This window comes from Parasaccharibacter sp. TMW 2.1891, assembly GCF_023337675.1.
Classification (GTDB): Bacteria; Pseudomonadota; Alphaproteobacteria; order Acetobacterales; family Acetobacteraceae; genus Bombella; species Bombella apis.
Map to the genome: position 1 here is coordinate 44,530 of NZ_QORT01000003.1, position 19,737 is coordinate 64,266.

At 57.6% G+C, this 19,737-nt stretch carries 17 protein-coding genes; 9 read left to right on the forward strand and 8 right to left on the reverse strand.

From position 1 onward, the window contains the following. Positions 1-41: 41 nt before the first annotated feature. A complete protein-coding gene (locus DTJ15_RS07395) occupies positions 42-1,127 on the forward strand; it encodes an A/G-specific adenine glycosylase (RefSeq protein WP_249109750.1) in 1,086 nt (361 codons plus the stop codon). A 97-nt stretch (positions 1,128-1,224) separates the two neighbouring features. On the opposite strand, the gene wrbA is transcribed toward DTJ15_RS07395, so the two are convergent. Further along, complete coding sequence (gene wrbA / locus DTJ15_RS07400; protein ID WP_081562449.1) at positions 1,225-1,821, reverse strand: NAD(P)H:quinone oxidoreductase; 597 nt, start codon at positions 1,819-1,821, stop codon at positions 1,225-1,227. Between the two features lie 134 nt (positions 1,822-1,955). After that, positions 1,956-2,873 (reverse strand): LysR family transcriptional regulator, encoded by a 918-nt coding sequence (locus tag DTJ15_RS07405; protein ID WP_249109751.1) that lies wholly within the window; start codon positions 2,871-2,873, stop codon positions 1,956-1,958. Between the two features lie 143 nt (positions 2,874-3,016). Between DTJ15_RS07405 and DTJ15_RS07410 the strand changes: the two genes are divergently transcribed. Together DTJ15_RS07410 and DTJ15_RS07415 are read left to right on the forward strand one after the other, a co-directional pair. Then, positions 3,017-3,718 (forward strand): pirin family protein, encoded by a 702-nt coding sequence (locus DTJ15_RS07410; protein ID WP_249109752.1) that lies wholly within the window; start codon positions 3,017-3,019, stop codon positions 3,716-3,718. Positions 3,719-3,816: 98 nt separating this feature from the next. Further along, positions 3,817-4,452 carry a hypothetical protein gene (locus tag DTJ15_RS07415; RefSeq protein ID WP_043559167.1) on the forward strand — a complete coding sequence of 212 codons (636 nt, stop codon included), beginning with the start codon at positions 3,817-3,819 and terminating at the stop codon, positions 4,450-4,452. Positions 4,453-4,546: 94 nt separating this feature from the next. Here DTJ15_RS07415 and DTJ15_RS07420 read toward each other — a convergent pair whose 3' ends face one another. Both DTJ15_RS07420 and DTJ15_RS07425 read right to left on the reverse strand, forming a co-directional pair. Continuing rightward, positions 4,547-5,986, reverse strand: a complete 1,440-nt coding sequence (locus DTJ15_RS07420; protein ID WP_043559164.1) for a catalase — start codon at positions 5,984-5,986, stop codon at positions 4,547-4,549. Between the two features lie 292 nt (positions 5,987-6,278). Continuing rightward, the gene (locus DTJ15_RS07425) at positions 6,279-7,292 is read right to left on the reverse strand and encodes a CorA family divalent cation transporter (protein WP_154981076.1); all 1,014 of its coding nucleotides are present in this window, start codon (positions 7,290-7,292) and stop codon (positions 6,279-6,281) included. Between the two features lie 358 nt (positions 7,293-7,650). On the opposite strand from DTJ15_RS07425, the gene ahcY reads away from it, so the two are divergent. Together ahcY and DTJ15_RS07435 are read left to right on the forward strand one after the other, a co-directional pair. Next, positions 7,651-8,949, forward strand: a complete 1,299-nt coding sequence (ahcY, locus tag DTJ15_RS07430) for an adenosylhomocysteinase (protein ID WP_043559515.1) — start codon at positions 7,651-7,653, stop codon at positions 8,947-8,949. 87 nt (positions 8,950-9,036) lie between these two features. Then, entirely contained in the window at positions 9,037-9,417 is a 381-nt protein-coding gene (locus tag DTJ15_RS07435; protein ID WP_086431613.1) for a DUF3597 domain-containing protein, read from the forward strand. Positions 9,418-9,509: 92 nt separating this feature from the next. On the opposite strand, the gene sucB is transcribed toward DTJ15_RS07435, so the two are convergent. Further along, positions 9,510-10,628, reverse strand: a complete 1,119-nt coding sequence (gene sucB, locus DTJ15_RS07440) for a dihydrolipoyllysine-residue succinyltransferase (RefSeq protein ID WP_248630721.1) — start codon at positions 10,626-10,628, stop codon at positions 9,510-9,512. Positions 10,629-10,779: 151 nt separating this feature from the next. On the opposite strand from sucB, the gene DTJ15_RS07445 reads away from it, so the two are divergent. The 3 genes from DTJ15_RS07445 (at position 10,780) to rho (ending at position 14,988) form a co-directional block, all read left to right on the forward strand. After that, a complete protein-coding gene (locus tag DTJ15_RS07445) occupies positions 10,780-11,406 on the forward strand; it encodes a gluconate 2-dehydrogenase subunit 3 family protein (protein WP_249085927.1) in 627 nt (208 codons plus the stop codon). A gap of 437 nt (positions 11,407-11,843) precedes the next feature. Beyond that, a complete protein-coding gene (locus DTJ15_RS07450; protein ID WP_227431473.1) occupies positions 11,844-13,388 on the forward strand; it encodes a GMC family oxidoreductase in 1,545 nt (514 codons plus the stop codon). A gap of 289 nt (positions 13,389-13,677) precedes the next feature. Further along, positions 13,678-14,988, forward strand: a complete 1,311-nt coding sequence (gene rho / locus DTJ15_RS07455) for a transcription termination factor Rho (protein ID WP_043559152.1) — start codon at positions 13,678-13,680, stop codon at positions 14,986-14,988. Positions 14,989-15,216: 228 nt separating this feature from the next. Here the strand turns inward: rho and cydB are convergent, their stop codons facing one another. From cydB to DTJ15_RS07470, 3 genes are all read right to left on the reverse strand, one after another. Beyond that, positions 15,217-16,236, reverse strand: coding sequence for a cytochrome d ubiquinol oxidase subunit II (gene cydB, locus DTJ15_RS07460; RefSeq protein ID WP_043559149.1), 1,020 nt, complete (start codon positions 16,234-16,236; stop codon positions 15,217-15,219). A gap of 1 nt (position 16,237) precedes the next feature. Next, positions 16,238-17,653: a cytochrome ubiquinol oxidase subunit I gene (locus DTJ15_RS07465; protein WP_043559146.1), complete on the reverse strand. Its 1,416-nt coding sequence runs from the start codon at positions 17,651-17,653 to the stop codon at positions 16,238-16,240. A 239-nt stretch (positions 17,654-17,892) separates the two neighbouring features. After that, positions 17,893-18,354, reverse strand: a complete 462-nt coding sequence (locus tag DTJ15_RS07470; protein ID WP_249109753.1) for a methylated-DNA--[protein]-cysteine S-methyltransferase — start codon at positions 18,352-18,354, stop codon at positions 17,893-17,895. Positions 18,355-18,442: 88 nt separating this feature from the next. Between DTJ15_RS07470 and mnmE the strand changes: the two genes are divergently transcribed. Continuing rightward, a complete protein-coding gene (gene mnmE / locus DTJ15_RS07475; protein WP_249109826.1) occupies positions 18,443-19,735 on the forward strand; it encodes a tRNA uridine-5-carboxymethylaminomethyl(34) synthesis GTPase MnmE in 1,293 nt (430 codons plus the stop codon). Positions 19,736-19,737: the final 2 nt, after the last annotated feature.

A 19,737-nucleotide genomic window follows, 5' to 3' on the forward strand; every position in this document is an offset into this window, starting at 1 on the left:
AGCCCTTGCCCCGATGCTGTTTCTTCGTCATAGACACCGGCGTGACACCTGATGCTTCCCTCCTTCTCCATTGGTATGACCATCATCGCCGTACCCTGCCCTGGCGTGCCGCACCCGGCCAGCAGGCAGACCCGTACCATGTCTGGCTGAGCGAGATCATGCTCCAGCAGACAGTCGTGCAGACGGTCATTCCCTATTACCAGCGGTTTCTGGCCCGCTTTCCGACAATTGATGCTCTGGCGGAAGCGCCGCAGGAAGAGGTGCTCCAGCTCTGGGCCGGGCTGGGCTATTACGCACGGGCACGAAATCTTCATGCCTGTGCTCAGGCCGTTCATAAGCTGGGAGCCTTTCCCCGTACGGTCGAAGGATTGCAGACACTCCCCGGAATCGGGGCCTATACATCCCGGGCCATTGCCGCCATTGCCTTCAATATTCCGACCGTTCCGGTTGATGGCAATGTGGAGCGCATCACGGCCCGCCTCAATGCCGTGGAAGACCCGCTACCCGCTGCCCGCCCCCTGCTGGCCCGTCTTGCCAGCCATCTGAATGACGATCCGGCAGCACAGGCCCGCCCTTCCGATTTTGCTCAGGCCCTGTTCGACCTTGGGGCGAGCCTCTGCTCGCCCCGCTCACCCTCCTGTCTGACGTGCCCATGGCAGGACGGCTGCCTCGCCCGAGCCCGCAACATGGCTGAAGCTCTCCCTGCCCGACAGAAGAAGAAAGCCCGCCCGACCCGTCATGCCATTCTTTTCCGTGTCATCGATCCGGAAGGCCGTGTCCTGCTCCGCTCACGACCGCCGGAAGGTCTGCTGGGAGGAACGGACGACCTTCCCGGCACACCATGGTCCGAAAGCCAAAGCACGCCTTCGCCTGCACGGCTGGCCGAAACGGCCTTTACCCGCTACGCCCCCTTGCAGGCACAGTGGGAAGATTGTGGAGAGGTCAAACACATCTTCAGCCATTTTACGCTGCTTGTCCGCATCTATGGCTGCACGATACCAGCACAGAGCAATTATCCGATTCCTCCGAAGCATGGCCGGTTCCGCTTCCTGAAGGAGGCAGTTCTCTCCAGCGTGATGAAGAAATGCCTGCTGGTTGGCGACCGGCACAGGCCTGTCCCGGGCTGATCATGTTTCACATGAAACACTGAAAACAGACATGGGGGCCGCAACCCGGCCCCCATGTCTGTCTCTTCTGTGCGTGAATAAAGGCTTTCGGAAAAACTCAGGACAGCTTCCTGACCAGTCCGGCCACATGCCTGCCAAGGAAACGGGCCCCCTCCAGGTCTGTCTCGCTCGGCTGGCGGGAACCGTCACCATTGGCGATGGTTGTGGCCCCATAAGGAGCGCCACCTACGATCTCGTCATTACGCATCTGCCCCTGGAAACTGTAGGGCAGACCGCTGATGACCATGCCATGATGCAGCAGGTTGGACATCAGGGAATAGAGTGTCGTTTCCTGCCCACCATGCTGGGTTGCCGTGGAGGTGAAGACAGCCCCCACCTTGCCGATCAGCTCCCCTTTGGCCCAGAGACCACCGGTCTGATCCCAGAAATTGGCCATCTGTGCCGGCAGACGCCCGAAACGGGTCGGAGCCCCGATGATGATACCATCATACTCGACCAGCTCAGCCGGCGTTGCAACAGGTGCGTCCTGTTCCAGCTTGAAGTGATGCGCTCTGGCAGCCTCCTCCGGCACCAGCTCTGGCACACGCTTCACAACGGCCTCTACGCCCGTTGCACGTACACCTTCGGCAATGCTGTGGGCCATGGTCTCCACGTGACCGTAAGATGAATAATAAAGCACGAGCACTTTTGACATGACGATACATCCTTGATCTGTCGGTCTTTCCCGCTACCGGGAACACTGAAACCTTCACAAGAGGTAACGCCACCTTTCCAGACTGGATATAGAAAATCGGGAAAGGATGCTTTTCGGATTTCATCAGTCCGCTTTCAGTCGGACAGCCGCCATGGCGGTGTGCTGAACTGGCGGATGAGATGCTCCATGAGCAGGCTCACCCTCTGAGGCCGCAGCTTTGTGGCGGATGTGACGAGATAAAGGGCAATGTCGTCCGCCTTCCAGCCCGGCATCATTTCCTGCAACCGACCCTCCTGCATGGCTTCACTCACCATGAAATCCGGCATCAGTCCGAAGCCAAGCCCGGCCTCCAGCGCTGGCAGGAATCCTTCCGCATTGTCGGACTGGAGTCGTGCCGTCTGGGACAATGTATGGACTGCCCCTGTCGCTTTTTCCATCAGCCGGATGGCCCCGCATGATGACCCGTTGACATAGACAAAGCTCTTCCTCCCCTCCAGTTCCCGCGGATGGGCAGGCTCACCCTGCTGGGCCAGATAGTCCGGGGAGGCCACAAGCAGGCGTCGTACCGTACATACCCTGCGGGCCCTGAGCGCCGAATCCTCCAGAGCCGCAATGCGGATCGCCACATCATAACCTTCTGAAACGAGGTCCACGAAACTGTCCGTAAACGTGATGGCAATATCAATCTCCGGGTAGGCCCTCAGGAAAGATGGCAGAGCTGCGGAAACATACCGAAGCCCGAAGGTAGTTGGAGCCGTCATCCGGATCAGACCGGAAGGACGGATACGGCCACCCCGCACCTCATTCTCTGCCGCTTCTGCCTCCATGAACATGCGATTGGCCCGCTCCAGCGCAAGCTGCCCTGTCTGTGTAAGGGACATATGCCGGGAATTGCGGCTGAACAGGGCGACACCAAGAGACTGCTCCAACCGACTGATCGCTTTTGAGACAGTGGGGGGTGAAAGATGAAGTTCCCTGGCAGCCTGCGAGAAAGACCCATGCTCGGCCACCCTGGAAAAAATGGCCCACGCCTCGAAATCCGGCAATTTCATAATTCCGTCCCCTCCTGCCAGCCTCTGGCTGCTGACAGGTCATGATGCAAAATATGGAAAGAATGTCTTTCTTTCATGCCTGTGTGATCCGCTCTCTTCACGCCTTACATGGTGGGTGAGCTGAACCAGCAAGGAATGACACCATGATTGATATTCGCCCCTTTGACCAGCTCGGCCATGCCTCACATGGGTGGCTGGATGCCCGGCACCATTTCTCTTTCGCCCATTATCTGGATCATGACCGCATGGGCTGGGGGCGCCTGCGTGTCTGGAATGACGATACCATCGCCCCCGGCACCGGGTTTGACACCCATCCCCACCGGGACATGGAGATCATCACCTATGTCCGCCAGGGCGCCATCACGCACCGGGACAGTCTCGGCAACACGGGGCGGACCGAGGCTGGAGATGTGCAGGTCATGTCCGCTGGAACGGGCATTTTCCACAGCGAATACAACAATGAACCCATCCCCACACAGATATTCCAGATATGGATCATCCCGACAGACAAAGGGCACGGACCATCCTGGGCGACACGGCATTTCCCCAAAGGAGAGCAGACAGGCCAGTTCACCGTTCTGGCGTCTGGTCATGCCGATGACAAAGATGCCCTGCCCATCCATACTGATGCCCGTGTTCTGGGGCTTTCCCTCCAGAAAGGACAGCAGGCCAGTTACGCATTCACACCTGGCCGACTGGGTTATCTTGTTCCTGCAAAAGGCACCCTGCTGCTGAATGGGCAGACCATCACGGCACGCAGTGGGGCGGCCATTGCAGGGGAAGACACCATCACGCTTGAAGCGCTGGAAGATTCGGAAATCATTCTGGTAGATACGACATCATGATCTGACAGCTCCCTGCCCGGAAAGAAGGATGTTCCATCTGGCATGTTTCCCGTGAAACATATAAGCCTGTAGGGAATCCGGGCAGGGAGCCACATTGCATGAACACTGATCACACGGACCAGACCACCTCTCCGCCCCTGTGGCTGCTGGATGCAACAGGGCAGATGCTGGGCCATGATACCCTCAATGACAGGATCATCCGGCAGCTTTTTGATACCCGGGCCGTGCCAGGATTGAGCCTCCATCTACAGTCCCCCCTGACACGGCGCAATTATGCTTCCTCCCCCATCCGGGCCCGTTTCAGGAAACAGGCGTCCCTGCCCTTTCCCCTGCCGGAAATTGACGTTTTCTCCACATTGCAGGACAGCATCGCCCTGCGTTGCGTAGATGGCAACCAGGGTTGGATCAGCATTGGCACCGATCTCCATGAGATTCATTTCGATGCACCGAAAATGACCCCACTGGGGTATTTCCTGCCTCTGACAGGTGAGGCCCTGCTCGGACTTGCCATGCTCTTTGACCGGGGCCTGGCCAGCGTCCGGACAGCTGATGGCACGATGATCGGCCCAGCCTCCTTCCTTTCGGAAAAACCTCACGGGCTGGCACTCGGCCCCATCACGACATGTCTGGCTGACCATCTGGAGACGCTCATCCAGCTTGGCAGGCTTCCGCCAGGGCAGGAACTCTCCCATTCCTTCGGGCAGGACCATCTCACCTTCCGCCGGGCAGACTGATCCGACATGAAAAAAGGCTCTCCGGCATGATATCCGGAGAGCCTTTTAACTGTTCCCCTTCCGGTCATACCGGAAGGGGAAGCGAAAAGCGGTTTCAGCCCTTCAGTGCCTTGCGGACACCTTCAGCATAGGCCGGGTCAACCTTTTCGAAGAGACCCAGCTGACGCTCGACGATGTTCTGCGGCACGCCAGCCATGGCACCGGCAATGTTGTTGTACAGGCGCTGTTTCTGGGCATCATCGAAGAGATGATACAGAGCACGCGGCTGTGCAAAGTCATCACCATCGCTACGGTGATCGTAGTAGGTGGCGTCCCCGCTCACGCGCAGCGGCGGCTCCATCGCAGCCTTGTCTTCAACCGGACCACCGAAGGAGTTCGGCTCGTAGAAGTCACCATCGCCACGCTTCGGCTCATCAAAGCGCATGGCACCATCAAGATGATAGTTCTTCACCTTGAACTTCGGACGGTTGATCGGCAGGGACTCGTAATGTGTGCCGACACGGTAGCGGTGAGCATCCGCATAGGCGAAGATACGGCCCTGAAGCATCTTGTCCGGAGAGAAACCGATGCCCGGCACGATGTTGGACGGGGAGAAGGAAGCCTGCTCAACCTCGGAGAAATAATCATCCGGGTTGCGGTTCAGTTCCAGCTCACCGACTTCGATCAGCGGATAGTCCTTGTGGGACCAGACCTTGGTCACGTCAAACGGGTTGAAGTTGACGCGCTCGGCCTCTTCCTCTTCCATCACCTGGATGTAGAACGTCCATTTGGGGAAGTTCCCCTTCTCGATGTTCTCGTACAGGTCTTCCTGGGTGGACTCACGGGTTTTGGCCACGACCTCAGCAGCTTCCTCGGTCGTATAGAACTCATGGCCCTGCTGGGTCTTGAAGTGGAACTTCACCCAGAAGCGCTCACCCTTGGCATTCCACAGTGAATAGGTGTGGCTGCCATACCCGTTCATGTTGCGGATGCCCTTGGGGATGCCACGATCGGACATCAGGATCGTCACCTGATGCAGGCTCTCCGGGCTGAGGGACCAGAAGTCCCAGGCTGCCGTGGCGGAACGCAGGTTTGTGCGGGGATGACGCTTCTGCGTATGGATGAAGTCCGGGAACTTGATGGGATCACGGATGAAGAAGACCGGGGTATTGTTGCCCACCAGGTCCCAGTTGCCGTCATCCGTGTAGAATTTCAGGGCCCAGCCACGCACGTCACGTTCAGCATCGGCAGCACCACGCTCACCGGCCACGGTGGATGCACGCAGGAACATGTCCGTCTTCTTGCCGACCTCGGAGAAGATGGATGCGCAGCTGTACTTCGTGATGTCCTTGGTGATGGTCAGCGTTCCATGAGCACCAACGCCCTTGGCGTGCACGGTACGCTCCGGGATGCGCTCACGGTTCTGATGAGCGAGCTTCTCGATCAGCTGATAGTTTTCCAGCAGAAGCGGTCCACGAGGACCGGCAGACTTGCTGTCCTGGTTGCTGACCCAAGGGGCACCAGCGGTCGTGCGAATGATATTCTTATCAGACATTCAAGGACTCCTACCTTTTATCTGACCATGGAAAATAGGTAACATCCGGAGGAAAAGGAAAATGATTGATCCTGTTTCACTAATAAACAGTCCTGATCCAGTCCGATATCAACCCTCGATTAGGGAAAGTAGGCAGGTTTTCGGACAGTGTCCATCCCCTCTTTCTTCAAAAATAATGTGAAGTTCTATTTGATCAATGTCATTGAACAGAGACATCACCCCAGTTTATGAGAATGATATGCAATAACGTATTCCTGTTTATTTCAGTCATCAGCAGGACCAGTCAGCTTCCTCAGAACAGTCGGGCCATTTTCATGAAAATGAAGGTCACGGCCATGGCAACCACACACAGCCCACCAGCAAAAATGGTCCCCAACCCACCAGAGGCCAGAAACATGCCCCCCGTATTCATGCCGAAGAACCCCGTGACCAGCGTGGCCGGCAGCATGAGGGTCGTCACGATGGACACGATGCACAGACGGCGGTTTGTTTCTTCCGCCTGGCTGGAAGCCAGCTCATCCTGTAGGGAACGGGCCCGATCCTGCAAGGCAATGAGATCATCAAGGGCTGCGTGAATCTGCCGTTCAGCCCGGTCCCGCAGATCATCCTCGGCCCATTCCGGCAACTCGAGGTCTTCATCCCGCAGGACACGGTCGATCGGCATGACAACACGCCGCAGCTCTGTCGATCGGCGCCTCACCTTACCCACGATACCACCAAGATGCCCCAGATCGGACCCGTGGACAATGGCCAGCAGAACATCTTCCGCCCTGTCCAGCTCGTCATCAAGCTGGGCCAGCTGGCGGCGGACCGTCCCGGTAAAATCCCGCAGGACACGGTCTATCACCCCAGCCGGATTGCGGGGTACCCCCTGTGTCTGGAGAGACCGGTAGGCCGACCCCAGTACGGGAATGGGCGTGCGCCGTGTCGTGATCAGGATATTCTGCCGCATGGCAAAGCGCCAGGCACAAATCTCCCGGTCCTCCTCCGCCAGGGCATCGTCAAAGGCGGGCAGGGCCCCCCAGACCGTATCATCGGCAGCTTCAAGGGCAATGCCGTAATCCGTTTCCGCCAGCATGGTCCCCACATCTTCCGGCATCCCCGGCAGCCGCCCCACATGGGTACGGGCAGAACTGTGAACCGTATCGAAATGCAGCCAGCACCAGCCATTCTCTCCGGACGCCGCCTCATAGCCTTCTTCCCCGGGAGACTGGAGGATACGCTGCACGTCCTCGGCATCCAGCGGCATGATCCCCTGCCCCGGCACGGCACGGACAGCCCAGACAAGCCCCTTGATCCGGGCCATGGGGTGGGCCTCCTTCAGGGACGGGTCAAGCACTGTAAAAGGAAAATTCGGAACAGTATTGTCGGGCACAGCCACCCCCCATTACAGTTTTCCTGCCCGGACTGAAGGCGGCAGGACATCCCTTTGCACCGGGAAGAGCCAAGGCTCCAGACACATGAATACCGCCCGTTCTCTGACACGTTGCCCGATGGGACGCAATATGGATGACACCATTTTGTAACGGAAAACTGTTGGTCCGTTCTTCTTTCCAGCCTTACGGCAAGGCTCTATAGTTTCCCGGTGCAGGAACCGCATGGAGGCCTCGCCTGCCTGCTGTTCCATCCATGATCATCAACTGCCAAAAACCAAGGAAACACATATGGCTACGCAGGACTACAAGGTTCGTGACATGTCCCTGGCCGACTGGGGCCGCAAGGAAATCTCCATTGCCGAGGGCGAAATGCCGGGCCTGATGGCCCTCCGCGAGGAATATGGCGCCAGCCAGCCGCTGAAGGGCGCCCGGATTGCCGGCTGCCTGCACATGACCATCCAGACCGCCGTGCTGATCGAGACGCTGATCGCCCTCGGTGCCACAGTCCGCTGGTCCTCCTGCAACGTATTCTCCACCCAGGACCAGGCAGCTGCCGCCATTGCCGCCGCCAACATTCCCGTTTTCGCCTGGAAGGGCATGAACGAGGAAGAATTCATCTGGTGCATCGAGCAGACCATCAAGGGGCCGGATGGCTGGACCCCCAACATGATCCTTGATGATGGTGGTGACCTGACAACCCTCATGCATGAGAAATACCCCGAGCTCCTCAAGGAGGTCCGTGGCATTTCCGAGGAAACCACGACGGGCGTGCATCGCCTCTGGGACATGGAGCGCAAGGGGCTGCTCAAGGTTCCGGCCATCAATGTCAATGACAGCGTGACCAAGTCCAAGTTCGACAACCTCTATGGCTGCCGTGAGAGCCTCGTGGATGCCATCCGCCGTGGCACCGATGTCATGATGGCCGGCAAGGTGGCTGTTGTGGCCGGTTATGGTGACGTGGGCAAAGGCTCTGCCGCTTCCCTCCGCAGCGCAGGCTGCCGCGTGCTGGTGACGGAAGTTGACCCGATCTGCGCCCTTCAGGCTGCCATGGAAGGTTATGAGGTCGTCACGATGGAAAATGCCGCTCCCCGTGGCGACATCTTCGTGACCTGTACCGGCAACGAGGACATCATCACCATCGAACATATGCGTGAGATGAAGGACCGGGCCATTGTCTGCAATATCGGGCATTTTGACAGCGAGATTCAGGTCTCCGCCCTGCGCAATCACAAATGGACCAACATCAAGCCGCAGGTTGATGAGATCGAGCTGGCCCCGAACCGCCGCCTCATCCTTCTCTCCGAAGGCCGTCTGGTCAATCTGGGCAACGCCACAGGCCATCCGTCCTTCGTGATGTCCGCCTCCTTCACCAACCAGACGCTGGCACAGATCGAACTCTGGAATGCAAAACCGGGCCAGTATGAGGCAGGAAAAGTTTATACTCTGCCAAAAATCCTTGATGAAAAGGTTGCCGCTCTCCATCTTGCAAAGGTGGGCGCCACGCTCTCCAGAATGACACAGGCTCAGGCGGATTATATCGGGGTGTCCCCCAACGGGCCGTTCAAGCACGACCTGTACCGTTACTGATCCTTTCTGTCACTGTTCCCTGCCATCATTTCCGATGGCAGGGTCATAACCGACCAGTCATTCCTGCTTTCAGGGAAGGAACATATCATGGGTCTTTTCAACGACATCGTTTCCAAGGTTTCCAGCTTCGCCACGAGCCTGTTCGGCTCTTCTGCCAAGGCGGCGGATACGGCACAGCCAGCTGCCGGTGCTGCGGCTCCGTCCATCGCACAGGTGGATGTGGATGCCGTTCTGAAGGAACTGGCCGCCAAGGCTGGCCAGCCTCTGAACTACAAGGAATCCATCGTCGATCTGCTCAAGCTCCTGGGCCTCGACAGCTCCCTGCAGGCCCGTCAGAGTCTTGCTGACGATCTGCACTATACCGGGGACAAGAACGACACGGCCACGATGAATGTCTGGCTCATCAAGCAGGTCTATACCGAGCTTGCCAACAATGGCGGCAAAATCCCTGCTGGCTGGGGCCACTGAGTCCATATCTGGTCGGTATCCCTGTAACTGACCAGATGAAAAACCCCTCCGTCCAAATCATGGGCGGAGGGGTTTTTCGTACCTGATACCTGTCAGATATCCAGCAGCAGGCGACGGGGGTCCTCGATCAGCTCCTTGAGCCTCACAAGAAAACTGACCGCTTCCCGTCCATCCACCAGACGATGATCATAGGACAGGGCCACATACATCATGGGCCGGATGACAACCTGCCCATCCCGGGCCACGGGCCGGTCCTGGATGGCGTGCATCCCCAGCACACCGGACTGCGGTGCATTGAGAATGGGCGTGGACAGCAGGGACCCGAAAATCCCGCCATTGGTGATGGTAAAGCTGCCACCTTCCAGTTCTTTCAGGGCAAGGCCACCCTTACGAGCCCGTTTGCCATAATCGGCAATGCGGCGCTCCAGCTCGGCAAAACCAAGTGTCTCGGCCTTCCGCAGCACGGGCACGACCAGCCCCCGTTCCGTCCCCACGGCAATGCCCAGATTGACATGATCCTGATAAACGATCTCATGTCCTTCAATCCGGGCATTCAGCACCGGAAAATCCTTCAGGGCCCCTACGACAGCACGGGCAAAGAACGACATGAACCCCAGACGGGCCCCCTCATGCTTCTTCTCGAACAGCTCCCGATACTGGCTCCGCAGCGCCTTGACGGCACTCATGTCAATTTCATTGAACGTTGTCAGAATGGCGGCACTGTTCTGGGCTGCCTTGAGATTCCGGGCAATGGTCTGACGCAGGCGGCTCATCGGCACACGCCGCTCCCCCGTTCCCCTGTCTTCGGGAAGGGAGGCCACCGGTTCAGCCACAGCAGGAGCCGGATGAGTGACAGCTCCTCCCGTCACCACGGGCTGCTCTCCCTCTGCTGAAGCAGCTGGACCATGGTCCGTCACATCCTGCACCACGTCCTGGCTGTCCTGCTGCCTGTTTTCCTCAACCGCAGGGGCTGCTGCCTGATCATCCACGAATGCAATGACCTGCCCGACCTCAACATCCGTTCCTTCCGGCAGATCATGGCTCAGTGCCCCGGCTGCCGGAGCCGGCACATCCAGCGTGACCTTGTCCGTTTCCAGCTCAAGAACCATCTCACCAGCCTTCACGTAATCGCCAGACTGTCTGAGCCAACGCATCACGGTTGCCTGTTTCAGGCTTTCACCAAGCACAGGGACTTTAATCTCAACCGTCATCGTGACTCCTGTCCTTCCAGAACTTGAAACATGGTCCCGGCCTCCCACCTCCCGGAAGAGACCCGGCCTCTCATTAGCCTTATATCTCCCTATGAGGCTATAGGGTAAAGCCTTCTCTTTGTCTTTTCACTTTTCCAGCAGGAAACCTTTCATGACCAGAACCCTGCCCGCTTTTCTTCAGTCAGACCACATATCCTCTCGGACACGCACTGCCCTGCTCGAAAGAATGGAACAGGAACAGGGCCAGAGGAAACATCTTTCCCCAGAGGCTTTTCAGCTTCTTGAGCTGGTCTGTGATGACATTCTGCCACAGGCACCACTTCTGGGTGAGCTGCATCTCAATCTGGCAGTCATGATCGATCAGGCTCTCGCCGGGCCTGGAGATGGATGGCGTTTTGCCGATCTGCCGACAGATATGGCCGCCTGGGAAGATGGTCTTGCCTCTCTGGAACTGTATGCCCGGGGCCTTTTTGGACAGGATTATGCCTCTCTTGACACGGATCAGCGTGGTACGCTGCTGGACAGGGCTTTTGATGGCTCCCTGCCGGTCAATGCTCAGGCGCCTTTTTCAGCCTCACAGATGAAGTTGTGGAGTGGTGATCTCCGCAACCAGATCGTTGCAGCGTTTCTGGCGCATCCGATTGCACAGGAACGGCTTGGAATTTCCTCCAGCCTGACTGGTGGAGACAAGGAAATTCAAGGGTTTTCGGCTGAATCACTGACAAAAAAAGAGGCTTTTGAGCCGGAAAATGAGCGCCGTTTTTCAAAAATGGCATGAAGGAGAATTTCAGGGCTTTTCCGCCTCTGGAAGAAACAGGAAAAAGGGATCGTAGGGACATGAACCAAGGTCTTTCTTCATGGCGACAAGCCAGTCTGGAGCTGGAATGAAAGAAAGGACAGCCAGACAACACAACATATGAATTTACAAATCTTAGATTTAGATGTTGTTGAAAGACCTTGTGGAAACCGGGGTACCCGGCTTTCGGAAAATGTACCCCAGCTTACTCACAGTGTGTACAACCTCTGAAGGCAGGCTAGAACAAGGGGTGCAGAACGTTATCCCTCTTTTTCCACAATGAGGCTGTGTACAATCCCCGTTTCATAAGGGGGTACAGTACCGTCCCCGGTACTCGGTACCTCTCCCGCTTCGGGCCGTACTGTCCCCATGTACCCCAGTACGAACATCTTTGATCCATAAGTGATGGAAACAGTTGCATGATGCAGAAAACGCATAATGATTTTTCACAGGAAACTGCCGATGTTGTCGTCATCGGGACGGGCGCTGGCGGCGCACCGCTCATTGCGCGGCTTGCCATGGCAGGGCGGAAGGTCGTGGCGCTGGAAGCCGGCCCTTCTTTCAAGGCCAGGTCCCACACGCCGGATGAGCCGACAGCACAGGAACTGTACTGGCTGCATGAGCGTCTGTCTGGTGGGGGAACACCGCAGGCCTTTGGGGGTAATAACAGTGGAACAGGGATTGGGGGGTCCCTGCTTCATTACGGGGCTTTCCTGCCGCGCATGGATCCCCGGGATTACCGCCTGTACAGTGAGAGCGGGAAAGGGGTGGACTGGCCTTTCGGGGCCGAAGAGCTTCAGCCTTACGTGGAAGAGGTGGAGCGCTTCATAGGTGTGAGTGGCCCAGCGTCTTATCCCTGGGATGAGAGCCGCCATTATGCCTATCCGCCCGCAGCACCCAACAATGCTGCCCTGAAGATGCGTCAGGCCTGTGACAATGTAGGGCTGCGTCATGCAGATGGTCCTCTGGCTGTCATCACGAAAGCTCATGACCAGCCTCATTTTGGCCGACGGGAAGCCTGCGTGAATTGCGGTGCCTGTCATCAGGGTTGCCGGAACGGGGCGAAATCGGGCGTGGACAACACCTATCTGCCACTGGCCTGTGCCCATGGGGCTGAACTGCGTCCTGGCTGCATGGCGACGGGGTTTGAGCGGGACAGCCAGGGGCGGATCACGGCGGTCATCTATGTCCGTGACGGACGGGAGGAACGGCAGAAATGCCGGGCTGTTGTCCTGTCTGCCGGAGCGGTGGAAACGGCCCGCCTGCTGCTGAACAACGGTCTGGCGAACAGTTCCGGGCAGGTGGGACGCAATTACATGACGCATGTATCCACGCAGGTCTGGGGTGTGTTTGATGAAGAAACCCGGCCCAACAAGGGTTACCCATCCCTGACCATTTCCGAAGACATGCTGAGGCCAAAGGATGCCGACTTTGCGGGAGGGTATCTGCTCCAGTCCCTGGGCATGATGCCGCTCACATGGGCTGCCAATCTGGTCCGGGCGGATGGGCGCCGTGGTGAGGCCCTCAGCCGCACGCTGGCAGCCTACAATTACAGTGCGGGTATCGGGATGCACGGGGAAAGCCTGCCACGGGATGAAAACCGTGTGACCCTGTCTGATGAAAAAGACGCTTTCGGTCTGCCCAAACCACGGATCGACCATACATACGGCCCCAATGAGGACGCCATGCATCGCCATGCATCCCGCCTGATGGTGAAGATGTGGGAGTCCATCGGGGCGAAGGACATCCGTGTCATCAGCCGGGCCGCACACATGATCGGCACCTGCCGGATGGGAACCGATGCAGGAGCGGCCGTGGTCAATCCATATGGGCGCAGTTTCGACATCGACAATCTGTGGATCAGCGACCACTCCACCTTCCCGAGTTCCGGTGCGGCCAATCCGGCCCTGACAATCATGGCCCTTGCCCTGCGCACGGCGGATGCCATGCTGAAAGTGGTCTGAAAGGCTGGCCCTGCCCCGCAAGGAGGGCCCGCTTGACAGTGCGGCCCTCTTTCACCTAGGAAGAAAGCCGACCTGATGGTGGCGGCGTCCTGCTTTGCCTTCCGGGTCATCTCCTTCGCACCGGAAGGCAGTTTTGCCAGTTCCCTGTGGGGCGGCAGCCCTGACTGTCCCTGAGGTCCGGCATGCCCCGTGGCGCATGGTCCTGCCGTGCGGGTACCCGGCCTGTATTCTGGTTTTTCGTCTATTCCGATTAGTTACCCCACCGGGGCATATCAAGGCGCATCATTTCATGCATCTCGCCGAACTGAAGAAGAAATCCCCTGCTGATCTGCTGGCTTTTGCTGAAGAGCTGGAGGTCGAAAATGCATCATCCCTGCGCAAGCAGGACATGATGTTTGCCATCCTCAAGACTCTCGCCGAGCGTGAGCAGGCCATTTATGGCGAAGGAACGCTCGAGATACTGCCGGATGGTTTCGGCTTTCTGCGCAGCCCGGAAGCCAATTATCTGCCCGGCCCGGATGATATCTATGTGTCTCCGGCCCAGGTGCGCCGCTTTGCCCTGCGGCCTGGTGATACGGTGGAGGGTGAGATCCGGGCGCCCCGGGATGGAGAGCGCTATTTTGCCCTCCAGAAGGTCAATACCATCAATTTTGAGGCACCGGAGCAGGTCCGTGCCCGTATCAATTTCGACAACCTGACCCCCCTCTTCCCCGAGCGCCGTCTCCGCATGGAAACCGAGCCGACAGGGGAAGCTTGCGCTGCTCCGGCCCCTGCCAAGGGCAAGGGGCGTGATCGCAAGGACCAGAAGGATTACACCTCCCGTGTGATTGATCTGGTCTCTCCCATCGGCATGGGGCAGCGTGCCCTGATCGTTGCACCGCCGAGAACGGGTAAGACGGTGATGCTTCAGAGCATTGCTGCTTCCATTTCTGCCAATCACCCGGATGTGTTCCTTATCGTTCTGCTGATTGATGAACGGCCTGAGGAAGTGACGGACATGGCCCGGTCCGTTCGTGGTGAGGTCGTTTCCTCCACCTTTGATGAACCGGCCCACCGCCATGTGCAGGTGACGGAAATGGTGCTGGAAAAGGCCAAACGCCTTGTCGAGCACAAGCGTGATGTGGTCATCCTGCTGGATTCCATTACCCGTCTGGCCCGGGCCTATAACACGGTCGTGCCCTCATCCGGCAAGGTGCTGACCGGTGGTGTGGATGCCAACGCCCTCCAGCGGCCGAAGCGTTTCTTCGGTGCGGCCCGTAACATCGAGGAAGGTGGCTCGCTGACCATCATTGCCACGGCCCTGATTGATACAGGTTCCCGCATGGATGAGGTCATCTTTGAAGAGTTCAAGGGCACGGGCAACTCCGAGCTGATGCTGGACCGCAAGCTGGCAGACAAGCGCACCTTCCCGGCCATCGACATCACCAAGTCCGGCACCCGCAAGGAAGAGCTGCTGGTGGACCGGGCCTCTCTTTCCAAGATGTGGGTCCTGCGCCGTATCCTTGCTCCGATGGGCACGATGGATGCCATGGACTTCCTGCTGGACAAGCTGCGTTACAGCAAGACCAATCAGGACTTCTTCGATGCGATGAACAACTGATTAACAGCCTGGTCTGTTGTCCATGAAAGAAAAGGCAGGGCCATGCATATGGCCCTGCCTTTTCTTTAGGTGAAGTCCATGTCAGACCATCAGCCATGGGGGATCAGAAGGTGAAGGAAGCTTGCCATCAAGATGATGGCAAGAGTGCCCATTCCCCAGAGGGCCAAGAACCACGCTAGACGTTTGGAGAAAGAGGCTGGCACCTTCTTCTTATCGTATGTGGTGAACTTAGTGATATCCATCGGCTTTTGTGACCTTTCCACGGAAAAGATAGTAGGAATAGATCGAATATCCCGTGATGATGGGGAGCAGGATGACGGTCCCGACGAGCTGGAAAAGCTGGCTGGGAACTGGAGATGCTACATCCCACAGGGTCAGGGTTGGTGGAACAGCGTAGGGCCAGATGGTAATGGCCAGGCCAACCAGGCTGAGCAGGAACCATCCAATGGCGCACAGGAAAGGCGTGATGGCGTGTTCCTTGTCTAGGGTCCGCCACATCAGGAAACCGGCCAGTGCCACCAGTAGAGGAACAGGCAGGCCGAACAGAATGTTCGGAAAGGCAATCCAGTGATGGAGATAGGGCGCATGGAGAAACGGCGTCCAGCAGCTAACAGCAATGATGCAGAGAATCATCAGAATGGATAATCTTTTGGACCAGCGGCGGCATCGTGCTTCCAGTTCATCGGATGTGCGCCAAACGAGCCAGGTCGTACCAAGAAGAGCATAACCTGTAACAACGGACAGGCCACAAAGAACGCTGAACGGTGTCAGCCAGTCCATGGCTCCTCCGGCAAAGGCACCGTGGCTTGTATGCACCCCCTGAACGTACCCGCCAAGAATGCAGCCCTGACAGAAAGCGGCAAGTGTGGACCCTGCCATGAAGCCCGTATTCCAGAAGGCCCGATGGTTGGGTGAGTGCGCCATGATGCGGAACTCGAATGCAACACCACGGAAGATCAAAGCCCCCAGCATGATGATGATGGGGATATAGAAGGCAGGCAGCAGCGTGCTGTAAGCACCGGGGAAAACACCGAACAGGGTTGCTCCACCCAGAACCATCCATGTTTCATTACCATCCCAGACGGGGGCAATCGTGTTGATCATGATGTCACGATGCTCCGGCTTTTTCTCGAAAGCAAAGAGCATGCCAATTCCCAAGTCAAAGCCATCAAGGATGACGTAGACCGAAATGGCCAGAATGACGATGAACGCCCAGATGAAGGGAAGATAGAATGCAAGGCCGGACATGTTATGACGCATCCTTGTTCTGAGAGATCGTATGATGATGGCTACCTAGGATCATGATGTCATCGCTGGTGTTGTCAGCAGCTTCTGGGGTGGCCCGTAGCAGGCGGATGAGCATCAGGAGGCCTGAGCCGAAAACAAAGAGATAGACCGCAACAAAAAACAGCATGGAGAAAGACAGGCTGGAGAGTGCCAGCGGTGAGGCGCTGTCTTTCGTGCGAAGCAGGCCATAGACCGTCCATGGTTGCCGCCCGACTTCTGTCGTAACCCAGCCACAGAGCAGAGCCAGAAACCCAGCTGGTGCCATGGTGAGTATCACCCGCAGAAAAAGAGGATGGTCGAACAAACGCTGTCGGCGCCGCAGCCAGAGTGACCAGAGGCCGCAGAGCAGCATAAGCCCCCCTAGGGCAATCATGATGCGGAAAGAAAAGAACACGATTGGCGCCGGGGCCCGCTGGTCTGCCGGATAATCTTTCAGGCCGGGCACCTTGCCGTTGATATCATGGGTCAGGATGAAGGAGCCCAGTAGCGGAATCCCTATGGCGTAATCCGTACGTTCTGTCTTCATGTTCGGGATGCCGAACAACAGTTCAGGGGCTCGTGTTTCGCTTGTCCAGTCGCCTTCCATGGCGGCAATCTTGGCGGGCTGATATTTCAGGGTGTTCAGCCCATGCATGTCGCCCGCTATGATCTGGAGAGGGGCTGTGATGACAATCATCCAGAGGGACAGGGAGAACATGAGGCGGATCGTACTGTCTGCCTGTGTACCTCCCTTTTTGGCCTTGAGCAGATGCCATGCACCTGCGGCAGCTACCGTGAAGGCCACTGAAAGCATGGCAGCCAGCCCCATATGGGTGATCCGGTAGGGAAAGGATGGATTGAAGATGATGGCCAGCCAGTCATGGGGCAGGAAATGGCCTGTCTTTTGGTCAATGACATAGCCTTGTGGGGTTTGCATCCATGAGTTGGATGCAAGGATCCATGTCATGGAGATCAGCGTTCCTGTAGTGACAGCACAGGTTGCAAAGAAATGCATTCTGCGGCCGACACGGTTCAGCCCGAACAGCATGACACCAAGGAAACCAGCCTCCATAAAGAAGGCCGTCATGACTTCGTAAGAGAGAAGCACGCCTGTGATGGGCCCTGCCTTGGCAGAGAAGCCTGCCCAGTTGGTACCGAACTCGTAAGCCATCACGATGCCAGAGACGACCCCCATGCCGAAGACGATGGAGAAGATTTTCAACCAGTATTTAAAGAGATTCAAATAACGGTTATCATTCGTTTTTAACCACATGCCTTCAAGAAAGGTAAGGAATACAGATAGACCGATCGAAAATGCTGGGAATATTATATGTACGCCAACGGTAAAGGCGAATTGTATTCGTGCGATTGTGAGAGGTAACTCATGGTCATTAACCATATATAATCATTCCTTTTCGTTGGAATGGGAGGAATTTGACATTTTTTCATTATTGATTTTGGCGAGTTTTCAACAATTGATTTTATTTTTCTTCTTATAAATATTTTTTAAATAAAAAATTCCCGTCATTTTTTGCGGGGTCAGGCCGATGGCAGGTGATGAAAATTTGCCATCATATTTTTGTAAGATCACGTGATGATCAGCTTTGGCAATAAGGTAAGGCTGGATGATCCCGTGTTTCAGGAACTGGATGCTTCTTGTTCCAGTTCCAGCAGGAAGGCCTTGCTCTCTGCGCCTTCAAACCCGCTATAGTCACCATGGCCCCTGCCGTGGGAGGGCAGGACACGGTGGCAGGGGATGAGAATGAGCAGCGGGTTGCGGGCCACGGCCTGACCGATGGACTGCGGGCTTCCACCGACAGTTTTGGCCAGGTCGCCATAGGTCCGGGTCTGCCCGTGCGGAATGGCACGCAGGGCCGCCCAGACACGTTTCTGATAGGCCGTGCCATCAAGCATCAGTGGAATGGATTGGAAATCCACCGGCTCTCCATCAAAATAATCCTGCATCATGTCCCGCACTTTCAGCAGGAGGGGCGTCTCACTCTGGTCCCGGCCCCAGCCTTCATCAAGGGAGACGATCTGCCCCTCTTCTTCGCTGAGGGTCAGGGCACCGAGGGGAGAATGGAAAGAAAGCTGTGGCATGGCTGTCAGGCTGCCCCTTTTGCGGGAGAGCGTCAATTCTTTCTTTGGCCCGCTGCTTTTCGGGCATGAGTGCTGTATGAAAGGCGGCATGACATCATCCAGCATTTCCACCAAGACGGTTTTTGCGTTGGCGACAGGCCCGGTGCAGGGGGCGATTGCGGTCATGCGGGTCAGCGGGCCGGAGAGTGCGGCCCTGCTGGCAGCTCTCTGTGGTGCCCTGCCAGCTCCCCGTCATGCCAGCCTGCGGGCCTTGCGGCATGAAGGTGACGTGCTGGATCACGCTCTCGTCCTCTGGCTGCCGGGGCCTCGGTCCTATACGGGGGAAGACAGCTTCGAGCTGCATCTTCATGCCGGTCCGGCCATCGTGGAGGCAGTGGCGCAGGCCCTTGTTTCCCTTGGTGCCCGCCCTGCCGAACCGGGAGAGTTCACCCGTCGGGCCGTGCAGGCAGGACGGATGGACCTGTTGCAGGCCGAGGCCATAGCCGATCTGATTGAAGCCGATACGCAGGCCCAGCGGCATCAGGCCCTGAAACAGGCTGATGGTGCCCTGAGCCAGCTTTACACAGAATGGGCGTCCCGCCTGCGGCAGGTTCTGGCCCAGCAGGAAGCCCTGATCGATTTCCCGGATGAGGAACTCCCCCCGGAGGTGGAAGACGCCCTGCTGGGTGACTGCCGGACCCTGGCGGAAGAGATGCAGGCCCATCTGGCCGATGAACGGGGCGAGATCGTTCGTGATGGTCTGAAGATCGTTCTGGCGGGGGCCCCGAATGTGGGAAAATCCAGCCTGCTGAATGCGTTGAGTGGTCAGGATGCTGCCATCGTCACGCAGAAGGCGGGTACGACACGGGATGCCATCGCCGTGGACTGGATGATAGAGGGCATCCGTGTCCGGCTGATTGATACGGCAGGCGTGCGGGAGACGGAGGATGAGATCGAGGCGGAAGGCATCCGCCGGACCATGCGGCACGTGAAAGAGGCCGATCTGCTCTTTCATCTTGTCGGGCCGGGGGATGAGACGCCCCTGCTGGCGGATCACGCCATAAGGCTGCGGACGAAGACGGACCTCGCCCCGGCACGGGAGGGTGAGCTTGGCATCCATACGAAGGATGAAGCCGGTCTGGCCCCTCTGAAGGCATGGCTGAAAGCCCATCTGGCCCGTCTCATGGCTCAGCGTGGCACCCCGCCCCTGACCCGTGCCCGCCATCGGGCAGGGCTGAAGGAGGCACAGGAACATATGACCCGTGCGCTGGAAGCCCCATGGCCGGAGGTGCGAGGAGAGGAGCTGCGCCTGGCCATGCAGGCCCTTGGCCGGTTGACGGGCCATGTGGATGTGGAAGCCCTGCTTGATACGATTTTTGGCCAGTTCTGTATAGGAAAGTGACG

Bases quoted from the DNA above. Each gene is read 5' to 3' on its own strand.
- rho (WP_043559152.1), top strand. From the start codon at position 13,678: ATGCATCTCGCCGAACTGAAGAAGAAATCCCCTGCTGATCTGCTGGCT.
- DTJ15_RS07470 (WP_249109753.1), bottom strand. From the start codon at position 18,354: ATGCCACAGCTTTCTTTCCATTCTCCCCTCGGTGCCCTGACCCTCAGC.
- DTJ15_RS07465 (WP_043559146.1), bottom strand. From the start codon at position 17,653: ATGGTTAATGACCATGAGTTACCTCTCACAATCGCACGAATACAATTC.
- DTJ15_RS07415 (WP_043559167.1), top strand. From the start codon at position 3,817: ATGAACACTGATCACACGGACCAGACCACCTCTCCGCCCCTGTGGCTG.
- DTJ15_RS07410 (WP_249109752.1), top strand. From the start codon at position 3,017: ATGATTGATATTCGCCCCTTTGACCAGCTCGGCCATGCCTCACATGGG.
- DTJ15_RS07435 (WP_086431613.1), top strand. From the start codon at position 9,037: ATGGGTCTTTTCAACGACATCGTTTCCAAGGTTTCCAGCTTCGCCACG.
- cydB (WP_043559149.1), bottom strand. From the start codon at position 16,236: ATGTCCGGCCTTGCATTCTATCTTCCCTTCATCTGGGCGTTCATCGTC.
- DTJ15_RS07405 (WP_249109751.1), bottom strand. From the start codon at position 2,873: ATGAAATTGCCGGATTTCGAGGCGTGGGCCATTTTTTCCAGGGTGGCC.
- DTJ15_RS07420 (WP_043559164.1), bottom strand. From the start codon at position 5,986: ATGTCTGATAAGAATATCATTCGCACGACCGCTGGTGCCCCTTGGGTC.
- DTJ15_RS07425 (WP_154981076.1), bottom strand. From the start codon at position 7,292: ATGGCCCGGATCAAGGGGCTTGTCTGGGCTGTCCGTGCCGTGCCGGGG.
- DTJ15_RS07450 (WP_227431473.1), top strand. From the start codon at position 11,844: ATGATGCAGAAAACGCATAATGATTTTTCACAGGAAACTGCCGATGTT.
- sucB (WP_248630721.1), bottom strand. From the start codon at position 10,628: ATGACGGTTGAGATTAAAGTCCCTGTGCTTGGTGAAAGCCTGAAACAG.
- DTJ15_RS07445 (WP_249085927.1), top strand. From the start codon at position 10,780: ATGACCAGAACCCTGCCCGCTTTTCTTCAGTCAGACCACATATCCTCT.
- wrbA (WP_081562449.1), bottom strand. From the start codon at position 1,821: ATGTCAAAAGTGCTCGTGCTTTATTATTCATCTTACGGTCACGTGGAG.
- ahcY (WP_043559515.1), top strand. From the start codon at position 7,651: ATGGCTACGCAGGACTACAAGGTTCGTGACATGTCCCTGGCCGACTGG.
- mnmE (WP_249109826.1), top strand. From the start codon at position 18,443: ATGACATCATCCAGCATTTCCACCAAGACGGTTTTTGCGTTGGCGACA.